Below are 21034 nucleotides of genomic sequence, written 5' to 3' on the forward strand. Positions count from 1 at the left end.
CCGATGTCTCTTTCTGTACGAGCTTATTTAATAAAGAGTAACTCTCTGAATTTTGGCAGCGGCCACAAGCGGTCGTCTACCAACTGCTCCAGCTTGTCTACATGATAACGTATCGGCTGGAAGAATGCTTTCACCTTTTCATCATAAGCGATTGCCCGTTCGCGCACGTCATCAATGGCATTGGCTTTCTTACGCTCTTCCACCATCTGATCTGCATTAGTCTTGATAAAGTTCATGTGCTCGGCGATGCGGTTGATAATATCCATCTGCACGTTCAGGGCACCATCTTTCAAGCCGATCTCACGCAGACCTATCACATTTTCCACCAGTTTGCTCTGATAGCTGATCGCCGCCGGTATGATCACACTGTTTACCAGTTCGCCCATTACACGGGCTTCTATCTGCAGTTTTTTATAAAACTCTTCCAGCAATATCTCGTGACGTGCTTTTGCCTCGCGACGGGTAAACACGCCGGTGTCTTCAAATAAACGTTCCGTTTTCTCGGTTACTAAAACGTCTAAAGCTTTTGGCGTAGTTTTGATGTTAGACAGGCCGCGTGCCGCCGCTTCTCTTTCCCAATCTTCGCTATAGCCGTTACCTTCAAAGCGTACCGCTTTAGATTCCTTGATATAGCGTTTGATCACTGTCATCAGGGCAACGTCTTTCTTTTCACCCTTCTTCAGCAGTTTGTCTACATCGTACTTAAACTTACGTAACTGGTCTGCCACCATCAGGTTAAGGATGGTCATCGGAGAGGCTGAGTTAGCAGATGAACCTACCGCGCGCAGCTCGAATTTATTACCGGTAAAGGCGAAAGGAGAGGTACGGTTACGGTCGGTATTATCCTTTAAAATTTGCGGTATTTTCGGGATGCCTTGCCATAGCAAAGCTTCATCTTTTAATTTTTTGCTGATGCGTGAAGTCTCGATTTCATCCAGTACTTCTGACAACTGGCTGCCCACGAAAATGGAAATGATCGCCGGCGGTGCTTCGTTGGCACCCAAACGGTGGTCGTTATTTACCGAGGCGATAGATGCGCGTAACAGATCTGCATGTTCGGCAACGGCCTTTATCGTGTTCACAAAGAACGTTAAGAACATCAGGTTGTTCTTTGGCGTTTTACCCGGCGACAACAGGTTTTTACCGGTATTGGTGATCATCGACCAGTTATTGTGCTTTCCCGAACCGTTGATGCCCTGATAAGGTTTCTCGTGCAGTAGCACTTTAAAATTGTGTCGCTTGGCTACCTTATCCATCAGATCCATTAATAAGGAGTTATGATCGATAGCAAGGTTGATCTCTTCATAAACCGGTGCACACTCAAACTGCGATGGTGCAACTTCGTTATGGCGGGTTTTAAGCGGGATACCTAATTGCAAGGCTTCTGTTTCCAGATCCTGCATAAAGGCATAAACCCGTTCAGGGATAGAGCCGAAATAATGATCTTCCAGTTGCTGGTTCTTGGCAGACATGTGGCCAAAAAGCGTACGGCCGGTCAGGTACAGATCGGGACGTGCGTTATATAAAGCCAGGTCAACCAGGAAGTATTCCTGTTCGATACCTAAAGAAGCATTTACTTTTTCAATGCTCTTATCAAAGTAGTGGCAAACATCCACTGCGGCTTTATCAAGCGCTGTTAACGCTTTTAAAAGCGGCACCTTATAATCTAAAGCTTCGCCGGTGTACGAAACAAATACGGTAGGGATACACAAGGTACGGCCCATGATGAAGGCCGGTGAAGAAGGATCCCAAGCGGTATAACCGCGTGCTTCAAAGGTATTACGGATACCGCCGCTCGGAAAGCTGGAAGCATCCGGCTCTTGCTGCGCAAGGGCGTCGCCGCTGAATTTCTCTATAGCACCGTCAGAGGTTGGCTCAAAAAAAGCATCGTGCTTTTCGGCAGTTGTGCCTGTAAGTGGCTGGAACCAGTGGGTATAATGTGTAGCGCCCTTGCTCATGGCCCATGATTTCATGGCAGATGCAGTTTGTTCTGCCGTTTCACGGGTGATAGGTTCGTTAAATTCTATAGAGTTAATGATGTTCTGATAGGCTTCGCTCGACAAATATTCTCTCATTTTCTTTTTGTCGAACACATTAGCGGCAAAATAGTCGGAAATTTTAGCCCCCGGAGTTTTAACCTCCGGTATGGTGCGCGTTAAAACAGTTTCAAGCGCTTTAAATCTGATATTTGACATTACGGCAGGGAAATTGGTTTAGAATTTCAGATCAAAAATAAAAATTGCTTTAAATAATCTCCGTTTATATTAAAATATAATGCCCGGAGCGGTTTAATTGTTACTAAAAACCTAAAAATAAGCATTGGTAAAATATTTATTACAAGGGTGTTAAACCCTGTGAAATAATATTCGTCAAAAATAGCAACTAACTAAAACTTAATTCCTATACCAATGCTTATCCCAAAATTTGATTTGTACAAGGCAGAGTGGCTCGACCTTGTATTCCAGAACCGTAACAAGGCCTACGGCGCTTATGAATTGCGTAAACACCATGGTAACGATACGTTCAAGGCAATTTCGATTGTCGTCGGTGCATTCCTGGCTGCCGGTATTACGGTAACGATTATTGCTCATCAGCAAAAAACGGATCTTACTTACAAGCCTGATGATACCGTTGTTGTCAATATCAAACCGGTACCAAAGACCATTGTCGAACCACCAGTTCAGCCGCCACCAGCGCACAAAATACAGCAGTCAAAATCACTTGCACCGGTAAAAACCGTGGCAATACCTACACATATCACCACATCACCAGTCGAGACAAACCCACCTACACAAATTGAAATCCAGACTTCTGCTATTGGTTCTAAGCCTTTAGAAGGAACAGGTGGTGTAGTGAATGCTCCGGTTACTACCACAGAGCAAGGTACGGGGACTGGGATTGGCGAAGGAACAGAACAAGGTAATAATGAACCGCTGAAATATGCGGATGTTGCACCTGAACCCGCTGGCGGTATTGCGGGCTGGACCAAGTTTCTGCAACGTAACCTGCGTTACCCCAACACCGAAGAGCAGGGCCGGGTGTTCCTGAGCTTTGTAGTGGAGCGCGATGGCAGCCTGACAGATATTAAGGTATTAAAAGGGGTAAGCGCCGAAATTGATGCCGAAGCCATACGGGTATTAAAAATTGCCCCGAAATGGAAACCAGGTATGCAGTCTGGCAAACCGGTACGCGTTTCGTTTACTATTCCAATCGTTTTTCAGATTACCAATTAATATATAGCAGTACAGCAGTTTTAAAACCCGGCTCACCCCCGGGTTTTTTTGTTGAAAATATTTTTGATGCTATTGTTTTGTTTTGAAAAAATATTTTTCAATATTTACGAAACCAATTATTAAAACCGCTTTGCGTAAAACTATTGCCATATTACTTGTTGTATTACACCTTTTTTATGCAGGTGGGTACACGGTATTATTTCAATATTTGGTCAACCGGGCGGACGAACAGGTGGAAAATCAGATTCTTGCCGGTAATTACAAAGAGAAAGACCTGATTGAGATAAAGGTTCCGGTTCATACACCTTATTCTTCTACATGGTCTTCCTACCAGGAAGTAAGCGGCCAGATGCACCTGAAGGGCGCTACCTATAATTACGTAAAACTTAAAGTTACCCCAGATACCCTTTTCCTCAAATGTATTCCTAACCAGCAATCTACAAAGCTGATGAAGGAGAACATCAGGTATGCAAAGCAAGTGGGCGACCAGCCTTTCAACAAGAAAGGCGCTGGCTTTAAACAACTGCAATTTGATAATTTCTATTTCCCCGCTGTTTGCTGGAAGATAAAGTCTCCTGTTGAAATCTATCAACCGAAATACAATCTTCTCTCTGTAAACGCTTATTCATCCTACTTCCAGGATATTGAACAGCCGCCTTGTTTAGCTTAATCTCTCTTTTCCTGTAGTTTTTTTCTCAAACATCTTTTTAGGGTATTTGCATACGGTGTTTAACGTTTTGTTGAACAACTAAATGGTATTAAATACTTCAAAACTTTAGTTTCCGGAAAAGCTGCCAGGCCCAACGCATCTGCCACTTTGCGTTAAATTTTGACTTAATACCATAAAATGAAGCAACTTTACTCTTGTTTTTTAAAGGAGAGGCTTGCCCTTATTCCTGCACTACTTTTTATCCTGGTCAGTAGCCGTGTCAACGCGCAAACTGAGTCAGACGCTTTAATGATTCCTAAGAATTACCTCTGCGTAGATGCGATGTACAGCTACAGCAGCTGGGACCATTACTGGGAAGGAACTTTTAAAAGAAATAATTTGAACCTCGGTACCGTGAGCACTAATATGTACGGGCTGATGTTAAACTACGGCATTACGAATAATTTAAACATCATTGCCGGAGCACCTTATGTAACTACCCATGCCAGCGCCGGAACACTTGCCGGCATGAAAGGGGTACAAGACCTTACAGCTACCATTAAATGGCGGGCCTTAACTTTCCGTTCTGGCAACAACCGCATTTCTGCTTTCGCTATCGGAAGCGGCGTTTTACCACTGACCAATTACGTGTCAGACTTTTTACCGATGTCTATCGGGCTTCATGCACGCAGCGTCATGCTCCGTGGTATGATTGATTATCAGTTCAAGCATTTTTTCGTTACCGGCTCTGGTATGTATAATCTTCGTGATAACATCACTATAGACCGCGACGCTTATTATACTACCACAATGGTTTACAGTAACCAGGTAGACATGCCTAATGTGCGCAGTTTTAACGCACGCCTGGGGTACCGCAGTTCTGCGTTTATTGCAGAGGCAATGATAGAGAATAACACTACGCTGGGCGGTTTTGATATTCGTAAGAACGATATGCCCTTTCCGAGCAATAAGATGAATGCTACGGCGGCAGGTGTAAACTTTAAATATTCTTTAAAATCGGGATTTGAATTTATGGTGGGCGGCAGCCGCGTTTTGGCAGGCCGCAATGTGGGGCAAAGTAACATGATTCACGGAGGTGTGAATTACCTGTTCAGCCTGAAAGGAAAAAACAATAAACAAAGCCAATCAAAACCACAGCAAAAATCATGAGCGCAAAATTTAACATCATCATATTTAGTTTAATTACGGGCATTGTTTATTGCTCTTGTAAAAAGGACATTAAGGAGCGCACGAACGAATACCCTGCGCTGACGCCTAAAAACATCGACGTAAATGCCGATACCTGGAAACCTGTGCTGCTAACTGGTTTCAGCGACCTTACAGTGGCAACGCCGGATGCAGTAAACTCACCGGCTTACCTGGCAGATCTGAACGAAATAAAAGCTTTACAATCAAATATTACCGCGGAGCAGAAGGCAATTGTTAATTATTGGAGTGCGGGTTCTGTACTACGGTGGAACGAGATCTTACGCGAGCTGGTGGCCAAACACAACATCCCCCCTTATCAGAATGAGGACGGGACGTATCCGGCCCCGAGCTCGGCTAATCCTTTTGCTTATCCGCAATTCCCTTTCTCGAATCCACCGTACGCAGCCCGGTCTTACGCCTACATCAGCGCAGCGCAATATGATGCCCTGATCGCAGCATGGAAATTTAAAAAGACTTACAATCGCGCCGCGCCCTATAAAAATGACGCGAACATACAGGCATTAATACCTAAATCAGATCTGCCTGCCTACCCCAGCGAAGATGGGGTAGTTGCAGGTACCGTAGTTGAACTGATGAAGCTGCTTTTCCCGACGGAGATAGCCTTTATCGAACAAAAAGCCAGCGAAGAGAAACTGTACAGGATGATCTCTGGCGCCAATACCCGCAGCGATTGGGATGCAGGTGTTTCTTTAGGCAAACAGGTGGCTGCTAAATTTACTACCCGTGCCCGTGCAGACAGGGCGGGCGCTGCCATCGGTACGCCAACCATCTGGGCGCAGTTAGAATCACAAACTGCTGCAACCGGCGAGATGCCGTGGATAAGTTTGGAGAACCCCAAACGGCCACCGATGTTGCCGCTTTTTGGTAAGGTAGAGCCCTTCCTGTTCGATCAGGCAACCGTAGCAACCCTGCGTCCGGGTCCGCCGCCTTCAACCAAGTCTGACCAGTTCAAAAAGGAAGCAGATGAGGTGCTGTACTATTGTAAGAATGTCACCCGTGAACGTAATGCACAGGTTGCTTTTTGGGCCGATGGCGCAGGTACCTATACACCTGCAGGTCACTGGGATGCCATTGCGGCTGATGAATTTGTAAAAGAGAACTGGAGCGAGGTACGCTGGGCCAGGAATATGGCCCTGCTGAACATGGCCATGATGGATGCCGTAATTGTATGCTGGGATACCAAATATTACTATTTCAACCCACGCCCGTCACAGTTCGATACAGAGATAAAAACCCTTACCGGGATTCCTAATTTCCCTTCTTATACCTCTGGTCACTCTAATTTTAGTGCGGCCGCGGCCACGGTGTTAACGCACCTGCTGCCAGAAAGGGGAACGAAGTTTAGTGACCTGGCCCAATCCGCAGCGATGTCTCGTTTATATGGCGGTATTCATTATCGCACAGATTGCGAAGTGGGATTGGTTACCGGGGCCAAGGTTGGTCAATATGCAGTAAACCGCGCAAAAACCGATGGCGCAGAATAAATAAATTGGATAATTGTTCTTGATTTGGAGTTAGATAGGGATACTCATGTATCCCTAACTTTTTTATTACATCGATGCTTATGTCTTCTTTTTCTATTCATAAAATACTTTTTTTGTTTGTTTTCTTCTTGGTTTATCAAACTGCGGTTGCACAAAAACATCTAAAAGATACCGTTAGGCTGGATAGTGTTGTGGTGCAGGAAAACCGGCTCAAACATCTGCCCGAGATAATCGGTACGAACATTTTTTCGGGTAAGAAAACATTTACCATTATACCCTCTGAAGGTAAGGCTAACCTCACGAATAATAATGCGAGGATGATCTTCTCAACTGTTCCCGGTGTAAACGTTTGGGATATGGATGGCGCTGGTTTGCAGCTGAATATCGGTACGAGAGGAACAGATTCCCATCGGTCTATCGAGACAAACATTCGGCAAAATGGCTACAATACCAACTCGGATATGTTTGGTTATCCCGAAGATCACTACACACCGCCGATGCAGGCTGTGCAGGAAATTCAGATTGTAAGGGGAGCATCTGCTTTACAATTCGGCAGCCAGTTTGGCGGAATGATCAACCTGAAAATGAAGGAGGCCGACCCCAATAAACGTTTCGGTTTTGAGAGTGAGCAAACCGTCGGTTCTAATAAGTTTTTCAATTCATATAACGCTATTAGTGGTAACGAGGGGAAGTTTAGTTACTACGGCTACTATTCTAAACGCACAGGCGATGGCTGGCGGCCGGATGCGGCGTTTGACTACCAGGCTTACTATGCCAACCTTAAGTATAAATTTAATGAAAAGGGTAGTATTGCCTTCCAATTCTCGCGGATGGATTACCGCCAGCAGATAGCGGGTGGATTGACGGATGCTCAGTTCGCTCAAAATAATCGCCAGTCGACCAGGTTCCGTAACTTTTTTAATCCAGAGATAAACATTCCGTCGCTATTGTTCAATTATGATTTAGGTACAAGAACCAAGCTGGAGGTGATTAGCCATGCATTGATCGGCCAACGCAATAGTGTGCAGTTTATCGCCAATCCTAACGTGCCTGATACCGTGAATACGGCGCTGAAAAGTTATAATCCCCGCCAGGTAGACCGCGATTACTATAAAGGCTTCACCACCGAAGCCCGCCTGCAACATGTTTATCAATTGGGTAACGTAGGCGGGGTATTAACTGCGGGCGTAAGGTATTTTAATGAAACCACCAACCGTAAACAAAAGGGGACCGGTACAACCGGTACCGACTTTGATTTAAGCCTGGTTAAAGATTACGGTATCGATCTGGATCTGCATACCACCAACTACGCCGTATTTGCTGAAAATATCTTTCGGGTTACTCCCGCATTATCTGTAACGCCCGGGTTCCGTTATGAAATTATTAAAACGGATATGAATGGTGTGATCAGCAACCGCACCTTCCCGGTACATTATGCCGGTGATCGTAACTTCCCCTTATTCGGAACCGGCCTTCAATATAAAACCTCGGCAAACACCCAGCTTTACGGAAATATCTCGCAGGCATACCGCCCTTACATCTATGCAAATGTTACCCCGGCCGATCAGCTGAGTGTTATTGATCCTAATATAAAGGACAGCAGAGGTTATTCTGCTGATCTGGGTTATCGCGGCCGTATCGATCATATTTTCAGTTATGATATCGGTCTTTTCTATGTGCGTTATAACAACCGCGTTGGCAGTTTAACCATGACGGGCGCTAACAACAGTACGTATCTGTATGTGACCAATGTGGGCGATGCTGTTGCAAAAGGCGTGGAAGCATTTACAGAACTATCCCTGTTCCGCTTGTTTAATAGCCCTTCTTCATCAGATCTGAAACTGTTCAACTCGCTGAGCTATGATCGTGCCCGGTATGTAAAAGGTACGCTGTCGCAGTCTGGTAAGAACGTTTCGCTGGTGGGCAACTGGGCAGAAGGTACGCCGCAATGGATCAACAGAACTGGTTTAAGTTATCTGAACAAGCATACCACCGCAACGTTGCAATACAGTTATGTAGGCAAAAGCTTCAGCGATGCCAATAATACCGTTGCTAACCCCATCGGCTCCAGCGGAATAGTACCTGCTTATCATCTGGTTGATTTGGCGCTTAACTATAATTTTCTACAGCACTACCATGTAAACTTTAACCTGAACAATGCGCTGAATGCCAAATACTTTACCCGGAGGATCAACATGTATCCCGGGCCGGGTATTTTGCCGGCCGACGGGCGAACTTTCAGCCTTGGAGTAGGCGTGAAGCTATGATGCTTTGGTAATGAGAACAAATGTGTAATTGTGGCTGTAAATGCAAAATCAAAACGCTAATTTTGCACATCCTTTCATAAATACTTACAACATTGGAGCAACAGGAATTAACTACCGTTGAAACCGCCAAAGATTTAGGCTTACTACCACAGGAATTCGACCGCATCAAAGAAATTTTAGGACGTACCCCCAATTTTACAGAGCTTTCTATTTTTTCTGTAATGTGGAGCGAACACTGTTCTTATAAAAACTCTATCAAATGGTTAAAAACCCTTCCGCGCGATGGTTCACGCATGCTGGCAAAAGCAGGCGAGGAAAATGCCGGATTGGTTGATCTGGGTGATGGCATCGGTTGTGCTTTTAAAATAGAATCACATAATCACCCATCCGCGCTGGAGCCATATCAAGGCGCTGCAACAGGTGTCGGTGGTATCAACCGCGATATTTTTACCATGGGGGCCCGCCCGATAGCGCAGTTAAACTCGCTTCGTTTCGGTGACCTGAGTGTTGACCGTACCAAGTGGCTGGTTAAAGGTGTTGTAAAAGGTATTGGCGATTACGGCAATGCTTTTGGCATTCCAACCGTGGGCGGCGAGCTTTTCTTTGATGAAAGTTACAACGTTAACCCGCTGGTAAATGCCATGTCTGCCGGTATTGTTAAAGCAGGCGAAACTGTTTCTGCAACATCATACGGTGTTGGCAACCCGGTTTATATTGTCGGTTCTTCAACCGGTAAAGATGGTATCCACGGTGCGGCCTTTGCTTCTAAAGATATTACCGAAGATTCTGTAAACGATTTACCTGCAGTACAGGTAGGCGACCCGTTCCAGGAGAAGTTATTGCTGGAAGCTACGCTCGAGGTAATTAAAACAGGTGCAGTGATTGGTATGCAGGATATGGGTGCGGCAGGTATTATCTGCTCTAACTCTGAAATGTCTGCCAAAGGCGAGCACGGTATGCGTATTAACCTGGATAAGGTTCCTACCCGCCAGGAGAACATGAAGCCGTTCGAGATCCTGCTTTCAGAATCACAAGAGCGCATGCTGATCGTGGTAGAGAAAGGTCGTGAGGCTGACGTACAAGCCGTATTTGATAAGTGGGATTTAAATTGCGTTGCCATTGGTGAAGTAACCGATACTAAACGCCTGGAATATTTTATGCACGGCGAGTTGGTGGCTGATGTGCCTGCCGACGACTTGGTACTTGGCGGTGGCGCACCGGTTTACGAACGCGAATACCGTGAGCCTGCTTATTACCAGGAATACCAGAAATTTGATATTAATTCTATCCCGGAACCCGAGAACTTAGTTGAGGTTGCCGAGCATTTAATTGCTCATCCGAATATCGCTTCTAAACGTTGGGTGACAGATCAGTACGATTCAATGGTTGGTACTGCTACCATGACCACCAATCGCCCTTGCGATGCTGCGGTAGTTGCCGTGAAAGACACCAACAAAGCAATTGCCTTGACGGTAGATTGTAACTCGCGCTACGTAAATGCAGATCCGCAGAAAGGTACTGCCATTGCCGTTGCCGAAGCTGCACGTAATATTACCTGCGCAGGCGGCGAGCCGGTTGCCATTACCAACTGTTTGAACTTTGGCAACCCTTACGTGCCGGAAGTGTACTGGCAATTTGTAAGCGCAATCAAAGGCATGGGCGAAGCTTGCCGTAAGTTTGATACGCCTGTAACTGGTGGTAACGTAAGCTTCTACAACCAGTCATCAGATGAAGGGCCGGTATTCCCAACACCAACTATTGGTATGCTGGGTGTGCTGGACGATGTAGATAACATGATGACTGCTGATTTTAAGCAGCCGGACGATCTGATCTATTTGATCGGCGAATCTGTTAACGACATTGCTTCTTCTCAATACCTGGCTTCTTATCATAAAGTAAAAGCTGCCCCGGCGCCATACTTCGACCTGGAGAAAGAATATGCGATGCAGCAGGTGGTGAAGCAGTTGATCCACCATAAGGTGATCCAGTCTGCACATGACGTTGCTGACGGCGGCTTATATATTTCTTTATTAGAATCCTGTATGCCTAACGGCTTGGGTATCCATATCGAAACTGACGGCGAGATACGCAAGGATGCTTTCCTTTTCGGCGAAGCGCAGGGCAGGGTAGTGGTTTCGGTTGCACCGGCAGATCAGGAACGTTTTGTAGAAATGATGGCGACATCTGAAGTGCCTTTCTCACTGTTGGGTACAGTGGCCAGCCATGGTAACCTGTTTGTTGATGAAGAGTTATACGGTAATATCACCGATATTAAATTGGTGTATGATAACGTATTGCATGTAGCTTTAGGTGCGTAATGCTAAAGCTTAACCGCATACATCATATCGCTATTATTTGTGCTGATTATAGCGCATCAAAGAAATTCTATACCGAAATTTTAGGGCTGAAGATAGTCCGTGAGATTTACCGGGAAGAACGGAATTCATATAAGCTTGATCTGGAAGTGGGAAACCTCTACCAGATCGAGCTTTTCTCTTTTCCCAATCCACCTCAACGGCCATCAGGGCCAGAGGCTGCGGGTTTGCGGCATTTGGCTTTCGAGGTTGATGATATAGATGAAGCTATCGCTCATCTGAGTGCCCATGAGGTGGTTTGCGAACCTGTGCGCGTAGACCCAACGACAGGAAACCGGTTTACCTTCTTCGCTGACCCTGATGGGTTGCCAATGGAGTTATACGAGCGGTAAGTTTTAATTAATCAACTCACGTTGAACCGTGTCACCCTGAGCTTGTCGAAGGGTTGTTTGATATTCCATTATTTCATCTGCAAGGCTGCGTAAGATCCTGAAACAAGTTCAGGACGACCAAAAGCTCTGAATCCATGTTTCATTTCAAGCAATTTTCCGTTGACCAGACAGGTTGCGCCATGAAAATCAATACCGATGGCGTATTGCTTGGTGCATTGGCTGAGGTGGACGAGCCAAAGGCTATTCTCGATATCGGCACCGGCACAGGGGTGATGGCGTTAATGCTGGCGCAGCGATTTGAACAAGCCGAAGTCGATGCGGTAGAAATAGACATTGAAGCAGCAAAAACGGCAGAACGAAATTTTAACGCTTCACCATTTAATAACCGTCTGAAGATTTATCCTGAGCGCTTTGAAGACTTTTTTGAGCAGCATCCGGAGAAAAAATATGATTTGATCGTTTCCAACCCGCCGTTTCACTTAAATTCTTTAAGATCTTCCGATTCGGGCAAAGCAACCGCAAGGCATACGGATAGGCTGTTTTTTGAGAAGCTCATTCAGCAAACTGCCCAGCATTTAACAAATGAAGGAGCTTTATGGTTAGTGCTTCCTGAAGAAGCCGCGACATTGATTAAGCCGTTAGCAGTAGAAGCAGGGCTACATCAATCAATGCAAATCCATATCAGATCATTCGCCGAAAGCAAGCCACATCGCTTTATCGTTTCTTACAGTAAGAATGCCAGGCAATTCGTGGAGCAGGATTTTGTGATCTATCAATCCCCAAAGATATATTCTACCCAATACCAGGCAGCGCTTAAATCCTTCTTTACTATTTTCTAAACAGATAGTTTCGCTTCAGCAGGTTGAATTTCCTCGTTAGCAGCAGCTTTCTTATTAGCTTTTCCGGTCAACCACGATAGCGATGTTTTATTAATGGCCTTAACCAGGAGTGTGGTTCCCATATAAACGATTACGAATACCGCCAGGTAAAAGGCAATGTAGCCCGCGTTGCTCAACAAATTTAGCTTGTCTTTCAACGCGGTATGAAAAGTGATCTGCCCAAAAACGGAAATAAAAAACATGTGGTAAAGATAGATGCCGTAAGTTTCCTGGCGTGGCTTAAAGAATGCCGGAACTTTATATTCACTCAGCTTTAAGAGCAGTAAAAACATAGACAGCGAATAAAGCTGGTTGCTTATTTTAAGGGTATTAAGGTACACGCGGATGCTGTTGATCCAAGAGCCTTCATAAAAACTGATACTTAAAAACAGCAAGGCTGTAAATGCGATATAAGCTGTAGGAATTTTTCCGAATATTTTGAAGAACTGTATCTTATGCTGATTGATGAAAATACCTAACCATAGGTAAAAAACATAACCCAGGATAGCGGTGGTATGTGCGGTAGGTACAAAGTTATAGTAAATGTTTACGCCATAGAAAAACGAGATGGCAAGCGCAATAAGCGGAAAAGCAAGGGTATTTAGCTGTCGCCGGAACAGCAGAATAATAGAAAGCGAAATAAAAAACACCCAGATGAACCAATAAGCCGTAAAGAAAACCACATCGGTAAAGTGGTTAAAAAGCCCGGCCGACCATGCATCACTGGAAGTATTGACATCGGTAATCATCCGCACGTATTTCTGGCTGGTGAAGGCAAAGTAACCCAACATGGCCACCAGGTAAGGCATGAATATGGTATTAAATCTTCTTTTTAAATAATTTAGCGGTTTCTGCTCGTGTAGTTTATCACCCAGTAAAAAACCGGAAATAATGAAGAAGGCAATACCGCCGAACTTTGCCGGTAGGATGAGCAAGCGCATAAGATCAGGATGGTGCAGCTGCCATGCAGGCTCGGTAAGGAAAATGGCATGTTCGTAAATGATCGTCACCATTGACCAGAACCGGATAAAATCTACGAATTTGTACTTCATAGCAGGAGGGGGAATAGATTGGTAATAAAGCAATCTTTATGGTATTTTGTTTCTAAAAAGTTAAAATTAATTAATCTATGATTAAATATTATAATAATAACGCTTGCTTAAAACATTTTAGGCCGCAAATTCAAATATCACGGACATGACTCGTATCGGCTTAATATCAGACACGCATAGTTTTTTGGACGACGCTGTTTTTAAACATTTTGAAGACCGGGACGAGATCTGGCATGCTGGCGATTTCGGAAACATAGAGGTGGCAGAAAAATTGGCGGCCTTTAAACCGCTGAAGGGAGTTTACGGAAATATCGATGGACCTGATATCCGTCAAACTTTTCCAGAGCACCTGCGTTTTACCTGTGAAGCTGTAGATGTATGGATGACGCACATCGGCGGGTACCCCGGTAAATATCACCCGTCTATAAGGCGTGAAATTTACACTAAGCCCCCTCAGTTATTTATCACTGGCCATTCGCATATCTTAAAGGTAATTTTCGATAAGCAGATCAACTGTCTGCATATTAACCCCGGAGCTGCCGGAAAACAAGGTTGGCATAAGGTAAGAACTTTAATAAAATTTGCGATTTCTAACGAAAAAATTCATACATTGGAAATAATCGAGATGAAAAGATAAGGTAAAAAATACACTAAGTATATGAAGGCAGTAAAAACTCTGGGACAATTTATCATCGAAAAACAAGCTGATTTCCCTTATGCAAAAGGCGAATTATCGAGGCTGTTACGCGACATTGGCATTGCGGCTAAAATAGTGAACCGCGAGGTGAACAAGGCTGGGTTGGCAGACATCCTCGGTGAAGCAGGTACCACGAACGTACAGGGCGAGTGCCAGAAAAAGCTGGATGTTTATGCGAATGAGCAATTTATTACTGCCTTAAACAGCGGAGGTGAGTGTTGCATCGTTGTATCGGAGGAGAATGACGAATACATCTACTTAGACTCAGAGATTTCTAAAAATGCCAAATATATTGTAGCGATAGACCCGCTCGACGGTTCTTCAAATATCGATGTAAACGTAGGTGTAGGTACTATCTTTTCCATCTTCAGGCGTAAGACCACCGAGGGGAAAGCCACCATGGAAGATGTGCTGCAAAAAGGCACGGAACAGGTAGCCGCGGGGTATGTGATCTATGGCTCATCAACCATGTTGGTGTACACTACTGGTAAAGGCGTTAACGGCTTTACGCTCGACCCATCTATCGGCGAGTTCTGCCTGTCGCATCCGGACATGCGCGTGCCTAAAGACGGGGTTATTTATTCTATCAACGAAGGTTATTATGCCCATTTCCCGGATGGCGTAAAAAAATATATCAAATACTGCCAGGTAGAGGATGCTAAAACCAGCAGGCCTTATACCTCGCGTTACACGGGTTCTATGGTGGCAGATCTTCATCGTAACATGATCAAGGGTGGTATTTTTATTTACCCGGTTACTGCAAGCGCGCCAAATGGAAAGCTAAGGCTGGTTTACGAATGTAACCCGATGGCGTTTATTATTGAGCAGGCAGGGGGTAAGGCCAGCAACGGGTACGATCGTATTCTGGAATTGGATGTAACCGATCTGCATCAGCGCAGCGCTATTTTTATTGGGTCTGAACATATGGTTGCCAAAGCTGAAGAGATGATGGCCTGTTTTTCACCTCAAAAAACAAAAGTGACTTTTGAAGGAGTGCTTTCTATTCAATAGCTTTACTCATTCAAAGTATACAAAGGAAGCCCTGCTATAAACAGGGCTTCATTATTTTAGGCGCCCGCCACTTTCTGTTGATCAGGTGTTTCATTGTACCCGGCAACGTCGCCTTCTTCGTTCTGGCTTTGCACAGAATTATTTCTTTCCGAACCTAAAGCGCTTTCACCCTGGTGCGACCCTGCCAAATAATGGTACAGATCGTCAAGTGATTTCTCCCATCCGTCATGGTGAGGGTACACGTGTTCTTCCTCATCAATATCCTCCTGTATTACGGAAAGGGAACTGCCATTGCCTTTATCCTCGAAGTTGACGGTCAGCTTATAATGTCCCTGGTTTAACAGGTCTTCTTTACTCACCCAATTCCAGGTATAAACCAGCTGTTCGCCAGGTTTGGCTACCTCATAATTCCCTTCAATGACTAGATAATTTGGGTCGCCTTCGTTTTCGAAAGCATACTTCACTTTTCCGCCTTCATGAATATCGTTCTCCACATGCGCCAGTTTGCCTTTTAACGGCTTCCACCATTCCTTCAACTCCTGTTCTGAAGTCCACGCCTTGTACAACTTATCTTTTCCCACCGGAAACTCCTTCGAAACCCTAACCTCTGGTGCTTGTGTCGTTTTCATAGTTATTGTATTTACTTGATTGACTACTATAATGATGCCACTAAAGTTTTGCGTGGTGTCGATGCCTGCAAGGAAGTAGATATGTTTTTCGGAATTTGGCTAAATTGCCCACATGAGATTCATCACGATACTACTTTGCTTTTTTTATGCCGCAGCCTTCGCACAAAGCGATACCACTTTTAAGCCCCTGCAAATGGGCCTTACCACTAAGATTTATTCGAAAGCGCTGAACGAAAACCGTACCGTTAATATCTACCTGCCGCCTGGTTACCGGCAAGATGATACGACCAAATATAATGTGGTTTACGTGCTGGACGGCGGGTATGAGGAAGACTTTCTGCATATCGCTGGCTTAGTTCAATACGCGTCTCAGCCTTGGGTTAAACGGTTACGCCCCTCTATTGTAGTTGGTATTGAGAATACCCGTCGCCAGCGTGATTTTACTTTTGCTGTCCAGAATCTCGATTTTTTAAATAAAGTGGGCTATAAAAAGACTGATATTCCCCTCTACGGAGGGTCCGCAAAGTATATTGCCTTTCTTGAGAATGAATTGTTGCCTTTTGTGAACGGTCATTTTAAAACTTCTGGCGAAAACACCGTCATCGGCGAATCATTGGCAGGTTTACTGACAACGGAGATATTTACCCGGCATACAAGTCTTTTTAATAATTATATCATCATTAGTCCAAGCCTTTGGTGGGGTGGGGAAAGCTTGTTAAAAGAACTAGAAGCTACCAATCTAAAAGTTACGCGCCCGGTTAAGGTGTACATTGGCGCACCCAAAAAGGAAGAAGTACCGATGATGTACCAGGATGCGGTTCAACTGCACGACATCATGCAGAAAAAAGCCGGTGCCAATCTTAAAGTGTATTTCGACTACCTACCCGACGAAACACATGCGACGGTGATCCACCAGGCGGTTTATGATGCGTTTAAGATGATGGCTGTAAAATAGAAAAGCCCTTAGTTCATCACTAAGGGCTAACACGTTTGGGTAAATGATGGCTCCGTTGATTTTTTACGCAATTTTATGTCCTTTGCATCTTTATGTGAGAAGATCAAAGAAAAAGATGAACTGGAATACTAGCAAAACCCACCATTGGACCATGTTGCTAATTGTACTTATTATGCGTTAATCCATAATCAACCACCTCTCCATTCAGTATATATGGCCTCACACGAGCAAAATTGAACTTTTCATCTGCTACTTTTATCAATTCACTACATGGGTAGCTGATATATGTTTTCGATCCTTTAGGAAGAAAAAATCTTTGCATATAAACATATTGTAGTTCTAGGAAGTAATCAACAGCCTGCGGAACCAGAACCATGTTTAAACCGTGATTGTCCGTCATCGCACTTGGGTAAATCACGCCTGGGATTGCTGTATTTCGTTCATTTGCATAATAATACCTGATCGCAAATAAATAGGCGTTCATGATAAAATAACTGCTTTCATCCTTATTTACAGAACACGCCAGTTCAGAAAAGAATTCCATGAATTTGAAGATAAACTTACTGGCTGCAGGCGAAAAGAACTTATCTGTTTTTGCCTTGAAGTTATCTGTTGCTTGGCGTAAGTCAGCATTGCCAGCCAAGTGCTTCTCATCAAAACTTAGATTTATTACTGGCAACAAACCCTTATTTATCCAACAACCAATCGTCAAATCCTGTATAGCTGGCGGATTAATCTGATCTTTAAGTTGCTTACAAGCTTCAAGAGAGCAGTGAAGTACAGGATCAATTTTGGGATTATTTACCCTTAATGATCCATAAAATAGAGGTTCCAAAGGCCGGTTAAATCTCCCTGCTGAAATTTTATCAACATTTTCGATATTATACGAAATATCCTGCTTTTTGCTATAAAGCTTCCCATAATTAGGACGTGCTCGAAATATATGTGTACCGACGTTCAGTCGTGTTACCATTAACGGCAATTTGTCAATAATGAAATAGATAGCATTAATGGCTTCGTTAAAACGAGCATTATCCACCGGCTGGGTAAGCAAACGTTTTACGGTTTCAAGTTTCTTTTGCAGACTCGATAAATTATCGTTAACCCAAGATAGCTGCAAATCCTTTGGCGTTTCCCCATAATTGTTTACCATAGCAGGGAATTTCATTTCTATGATCCTCTTCATATCAACTAAATAATAATATAAATATCGGTTGTTTTGACAATGCTATTATTTTTAGTTTTCCACAATACGTGCGTTATTAACCAGGTTGTAAATTTTTCTAATCCGAAAGGGGGCTGTTCGGAATTTTCGGTGTATGTAGAGCTGGAAACTCATCGAGATTGCCGAGTTGATATATCTGGAAACAAGGCACAAAACAAGAAAAGCCCCTCATTTTCATGAGAGGCTTTCGGGTAAATGATGGGGCTCGAACCCACGACCCCTAGAACCACAATCTAGTGCTCTAACCAACTGAGCTACATCTACCGTGTTTGGGACTGCAAAAATATAAATCTTCGCGTGTTATGCAAAACCTTTTTTAAAATTACATCAACCTTACGTTACGCTGTCAATAATCGTTCTAAATAGTAGTATATTTGATTATCATGGCAGAGCAGTTAATAGAGTTAAACGTCACCGGCATGCATTGCAATAATTGCGCAATGTCTGTCCATAACCTGTTGGAAAAAAGGGGCTTGAAAAATGTACGCGTTGATTTTGCCAGCGAAGAGGTGAAGTTTTCTGCTGCAGATGAAGCCGTTTTGCCCGAAGTAGTAAAAGCAATAGAAAATTTAGGCTTTAAGGTAGTCGAAGATATTTCTACTCACCAGGAACCCTGGTATAGCAAACTGGAGAACAAATTCATCTTCTGCGCCGTGCTTACGCTGCCGCTTTTCCTGCATATGTTTTTGCCCTGGCATTTACTGCATCAGCCGTGGTTTCAATTAGCGCTTTGTCTTCCGGTTTATCTTGTCGGATGCTTTCACTTTGGTAAAAGTGCCTTCCATTCTTTAAAAGGCGGTGTGCCGAATATGGACGTGCTGATCTTCGCAGGCTCATCTGCTGCATTCATCTACAGCCTGATTGGAACGATGCAGGGATTAGGCGGCGACTACCAGTTTTACGAAACCTGTGCTACTATCATCACCCTTGTCTTGCTGGGGAACGTTTTCGAAAAACGTTCGGTCACTCAAACCACCTCTGCCGTTAAAGACCTAGTTAAGATACAACGTGTAAAAGCGAACAAACTGGTAGGTGACAAAATCGAGGTGATTGATTCGGTTGATGTAAAAGCATCAGATATTTTATTGGTGAACGAGGGCGACCGTATCCCTGTAGACGGCGATGTGCTTTCAGGAGATGGTTCTGTGGATGAATCGATGCTTACCGGCGAAAGCCTGCCTGTTGAGAAACAAAAATATGATAAGCTTTACGGCGGTACTGTTTTAGTTAAAGGCAACCTGAAAATGATGGCCACTAAAGTGGGTTCGAATACCGTGCTTTCGCAAATCATCGACTTGATGAAAAAAGCGCAGGCAGCCAAACCGCCCGTTCAAAAGTTGGGCGATAAAGTGGCCGGGGTATTTGTGCCGGTGGTCATGCTCATCTCGCTGCTTACCTTTATCGTGAGCTGGCTGGCGTTCGGTATTTCATTGCAGGCTTCGCTGATGCATGCCATCGCTGTACTGGTGATCTCTTGCCCGTGTGCGATGGGCCTGGCTACGCCGACGGCGGTTATGGTAGGCTTAGGCCGTGCCGCGAAGAAAGGGATATTGATAAAGGGGGGCGACACTATTGAGGCCGTGGCCGATACCAAATACGTAATTTTTGATAAAACCGGAACGCTTACCAACGGGCAGTTCAGCATCAAAGATTTTGATGTTGCCCAGGGTTTTGATCTCGAAGAAGCAAGGGGTATTGTAAGCGCAATTGAAGAACGTTCTAACCACCCGATAGCAAAATCTATTGTCAGGGAGTTAAAAGCGCTAACGAAAAAGAAAACCATCTTAAAATCTGTAACCGAACAAAAGGGGTTGGGGATGGTTGCCGAAGATGTTGCCGGTAACGTGTATGAATTAGGCTCTGCCGCACTTGGTAGTAGTACGGATACCAATGATACCCACAATGTATTCCTGTATCGCAATAAGGAATTAATTGCGCGCATATCGGTTGAAGATAGTATCAAGCCGGAGGCATTAGCGCTGATTAGTAAGTTAAAGCAGATAGGCATTGTGCCGGTACTGTTAAGTGGCGACCGCAAGATAAAGTGTGAAGAAGTAGCTGCGGCTTTAGGCATTAGCGAAGTTCATGCACAAAAGCTTCCTGCCGAGAAATTGGATATTGTAGAAAGCTATAGGTTAAAAGGCAAAACAGTAATGATCGGCGATGGCATTAACGATGCACCGGCGTTGACAAAGGCAGATATCGGCATTTCGATGAACGAAGCCAGCCAGGTAGCCATCCAATCCGCCAAAGTTGTCTTATTGAATACAGACCTTAGCGCTATCGTAGATTTTCTGTTGATCAGCCGGAAGACTTTAAGCACCATTAAACAGAATTTGTTCTGGGCTTTTGCTTACAATATCGTAGCGATACCGGTAGCTGCCGCAGGCTTCCTAAGCCCGATGGTAGGTGCCTTAGCGATGGCTTTTTCAGATGTCATTGTGATCGGCAATTCGCTGTGGTTAAAAACCAAAAACATCGATTAAGCTAATCCGCGGTTAAAATCCTATAATTGCACCGATGATAGAGATGTTTACAGATGGTGCTTCAAGTGGTAATCCCGGTCCGGGTGGGTATGGTGTAATTCTTCGTGCAGGGCCATATTATAAAGAATTATCAGAAGGCTTCCGTAAGACTACTAACAACCGTATGGAACTGCTGGCGGTGATCAAAGGTCTGGAAGCATTAAAAAAGCCGGGGCAGGATGTACTGATCTGTACCGACTCTAAGTACGTGGTGGACGCTATTGAAAAACGTTGGGTGCATGGCTGGTTGGCCAAGGGATTTAAGGACAAGAAAAACAAAGACCTTTGGCTGCGCTACCTGGATGTAAGCAAACTGCACAATATCAAATTTAAGTGGGTGAGGGGGCACAACGGGCATGCCGAAAACGAACGTTGCGACCAGCTGGCCGTAAACGCTGCCAAGCAAAAAGACCTGCTCATCGATTCTGTTTTCGAAGCAGAAGCTGCCCGGTCGCCAATGCTTTAATTTCTTAGAACGAAAATTCATCGGAA

Annotated in this window: 17 protein-coding genes and 1 tRNA gene; 13 read left to right on the top strand and 5 right to left on the bottom strand. The window is 44.4% G+C overall.

Annotated features, from left to right (window positions below; genetic code table 11):
* Positions 1-23 precede the first annotated feature (23 nt).
* Entirely contained in the window at positions 24-2195 is a 2172-nt protein-coding gene (locus MUY27_RS19175; protein ID WP_245132830.1) for a glutamine synthetase III family protein, read from the bottom strand.
* 213 nt (positions 2196-2408) lie between these two features.
* Between MUY27_RS19175 and MUY27_RS19180 the strand changes: the two genes are divergently transcribed.
* The 8 genes from MUY27_RS19180 to MUY27_RS19215 all read left to right on the top strand — a co-directional run bounded on the left by MUY27_RS19180 (position 2409) and on the right by MUY27_RS19215 (position 12409).
* A complete protein-coding gene (locus MUY27_RS19180; protein WP_245132832.1) occupies positions 2409-3233 on the top strand; it encodes an energy transducer TonB in 825 nt (274 codons plus the stop codon).
* 130 nt (positions 3234-3363) lie between these two features.
* A complete protein-coding gene (locus MUY27_RS19185) occupies positions 3364-3903 on the top strand; it encodes a hypothetical protein (RefSeq protein WP_245132834.1) in 540 nt (179 codons plus the stop codon).
* Between the two features lie 177 nt (positions 3904-4080).
* Positions 4081-5052, top strand: a complete 972-nt coding sequence (locus MUY27_RS19190) for a transporter (protein ID WP_245132836.1) — start codon at positions 4081-4083, stop codon at positions 5050-5052.
* Positions 5049-6596 (top strand): vanadium-dependent haloperoxidase, encoded by a 1548-nt coding sequence (locus tag MUY27_RS19195; RefSeq protein WP_245132837.1) that lies wholly within the window; start codon positions 5049-5051, stop codon positions 6594-6596. Before MUY27_RS19190 ends, MUY27_RS19195 begins: the two co-directional genes overlap by 4 nt.
* Positions 6597-6709: 113 nt before the next feature.
* The gene (locus MUY27_RS19200) at positions 6710-8863 is read left to right on the top strand and encodes a TonB-dependent receptor family protein (RefSeq protein WP_245132840.1); all 2154 of its coding nucleotides are present in this window, start codon (positions 6710-6712) and stop codon (positions 8861-8863) included.
* Positions 8864-8955: 92 nt separating this feature from the next.
* Positions 8956-11181, top strand: coding sequence for a phosphoribosylformylglycinamidine synthase subunit PurL (purL, locus tag MUY27_RS19205; RefSeq protein ID WP_245132842.1), 2226 nt, complete (start codon positions 8956-8958; stop codon positions 11179-11181).
* Positions 11181-11570, top strand: coding sequence for an SMU1112c/YaeR family gloxylase I-like metalloprotein (gloA2, locus tag MUY27_RS19210; protein WP_245132845.1), 390 nt, complete (start codon positions 11181-11183; stop codon positions 11568-11570). Before purL ends, gloA2 begins: the two co-directional genes overlap by 1 nt.
* Before the next feature lie 134 nt (positions 11571-11704).
* Positions 11705-12409, top strand: coding sequence for a tRNA1(Val) (adenine(37)-N6)-methyltransferase (locus tag MUY27_RS19215; RefSeq protein ID WP_262918361.1), 705 nt, complete (start codon positions 11705-11707; stop codon positions 12407-12409).
* On the opposite strand, the gene MUY27_RS19220 is transcribed toward MUY27_RS19215, so the two are convergent.
* Entirely contained in the window at positions 12406-13500 is a 1095-nt protein-coding gene (locus MUY27_RS19220) for an acyltransferase family protein (RefSeq protein WP_245132848.1), read from the bottom strand. The genes MUY27_RS19215 and MUY27_RS19220 overlap by 4 nt on opposite strands.
* 145 nt (positions 13501-13645) lie before the next feature.
* Between MUY27_RS19220 and MUY27_RS19225 the strand changes: the two genes are divergently transcribed.
* Together MUY27_RS19225 and fbp are read left to right on the top strand one after the other, a co-directional pair.
* Complete coding sequence (locus MUY27_RS19225) at positions 13646-14137, top strand: metallophosphoesterase family protein (RefSeq protein WP_245132851.1); 492 nt, start codon at positions 13646-13648, stop codon at positions 14135-14137.
* A 21-nt stretch (positions 14138-14158) separates the two neighbouring features.
* Positions 14159-15208 carry a class 1 fructose-bisphosphatase gene (gene fbp, locus MUY27_RS19230; RefSeq protein WP_245132852.1) on the top strand — a complete coding sequence of 350 codons (1050 nt, stop codon included), beginning with the start codon at positions 14159-14161 and terminating at the stop codon, positions 15206-15208.
* Between the two features lie 56 nt (positions 15209-15264).
* Here fbp and MUY27_RS19235 read toward each other — a convergent pair whose 3' ends face one another.
* Positions 15265-15837, bottom strand: coding sequence for an SRPBCC family protein (locus MUY27_RS19235; RefSeq protein WP_245132854.1), 573 nt, complete (start codon positions 15835-15837; stop codon positions 15265-15267).
* A 112-nt stretch (positions 15838-15949) separates the two neighbouring features.
* Between MUY27_RS19235 and MUY27_RS19240 the strand changes: the two genes are divergently transcribed.
* Positions 15950-16792, top strand: a complete 843-nt coding sequence (locus MUY27_RS19240) for an alpha/beta hydrolase (protein ID WP_245132857.1) — start codon at positions 15950-15952, stop codon at positions 16790-16792.
* Positions 16793-16949: 157 nt separating this feature from the next.
* On the opposite strand, the gene MUY27_RS19245 is transcribed toward MUY27_RS19240, so the two are convergent.
* Positions 16950-17978, bottom strand: coding sequence for a hypothetical protein (locus MUY27_RS19245; RefSeq protein ID WP_245132859.1), 1029 nt, complete (start codon positions 17976-17978; stop codon positions 16950-16952).
* A gap of 229 nt (positions 17979-18207) precedes the next feature.
* Positions 18208-18281: transfer RNA gene (locus MUY27_RS19250), tRNA-His, on the bottom strand.
* A 119-nt stretch (positions 18282-18400) separates the two neighbouring features.
* Between MUY27_RS19250 and MUY27_RS19255 the strand changes: the two genes are divergently transcribed.
* The gene (locus tag MUY27_RS19255; protein ID WP_245132860.1) at positions 18401-20503 is read left to right on the top strand and encodes a heavy metal translocating P-type ATPase; all 2103 of its coding nucleotides are present in this window, start codon (positions 18401-18403) and stop codon (positions 20501-20503) included.
* A 34-nt stretch (positions 20504-20537) separates the two neighbouring features.
* On the top strand, positions 20538-21008 hold the full coding sequence (rnhA, locus tag MUY27_RS19260; protein WP_245132862.1) for a ribonuclease HI: 471 nt from the start codon (positions 20538-20540) through the stop codon (positions 21006-21008).
* Positions 21009-21034: the final 26 nt, after the last annotated feature.

The sequence above is a fragment of the Mucilaginibacter straminoryzae genome, assembly GCF_022953055.1.
GTDB lineage: Bacteria > Bacteroidota > Bacteroidia > Sphingobacteriales > Sphingobacteriaceae > Mucilaginibacter > Mucilaginibacter straminoryzae.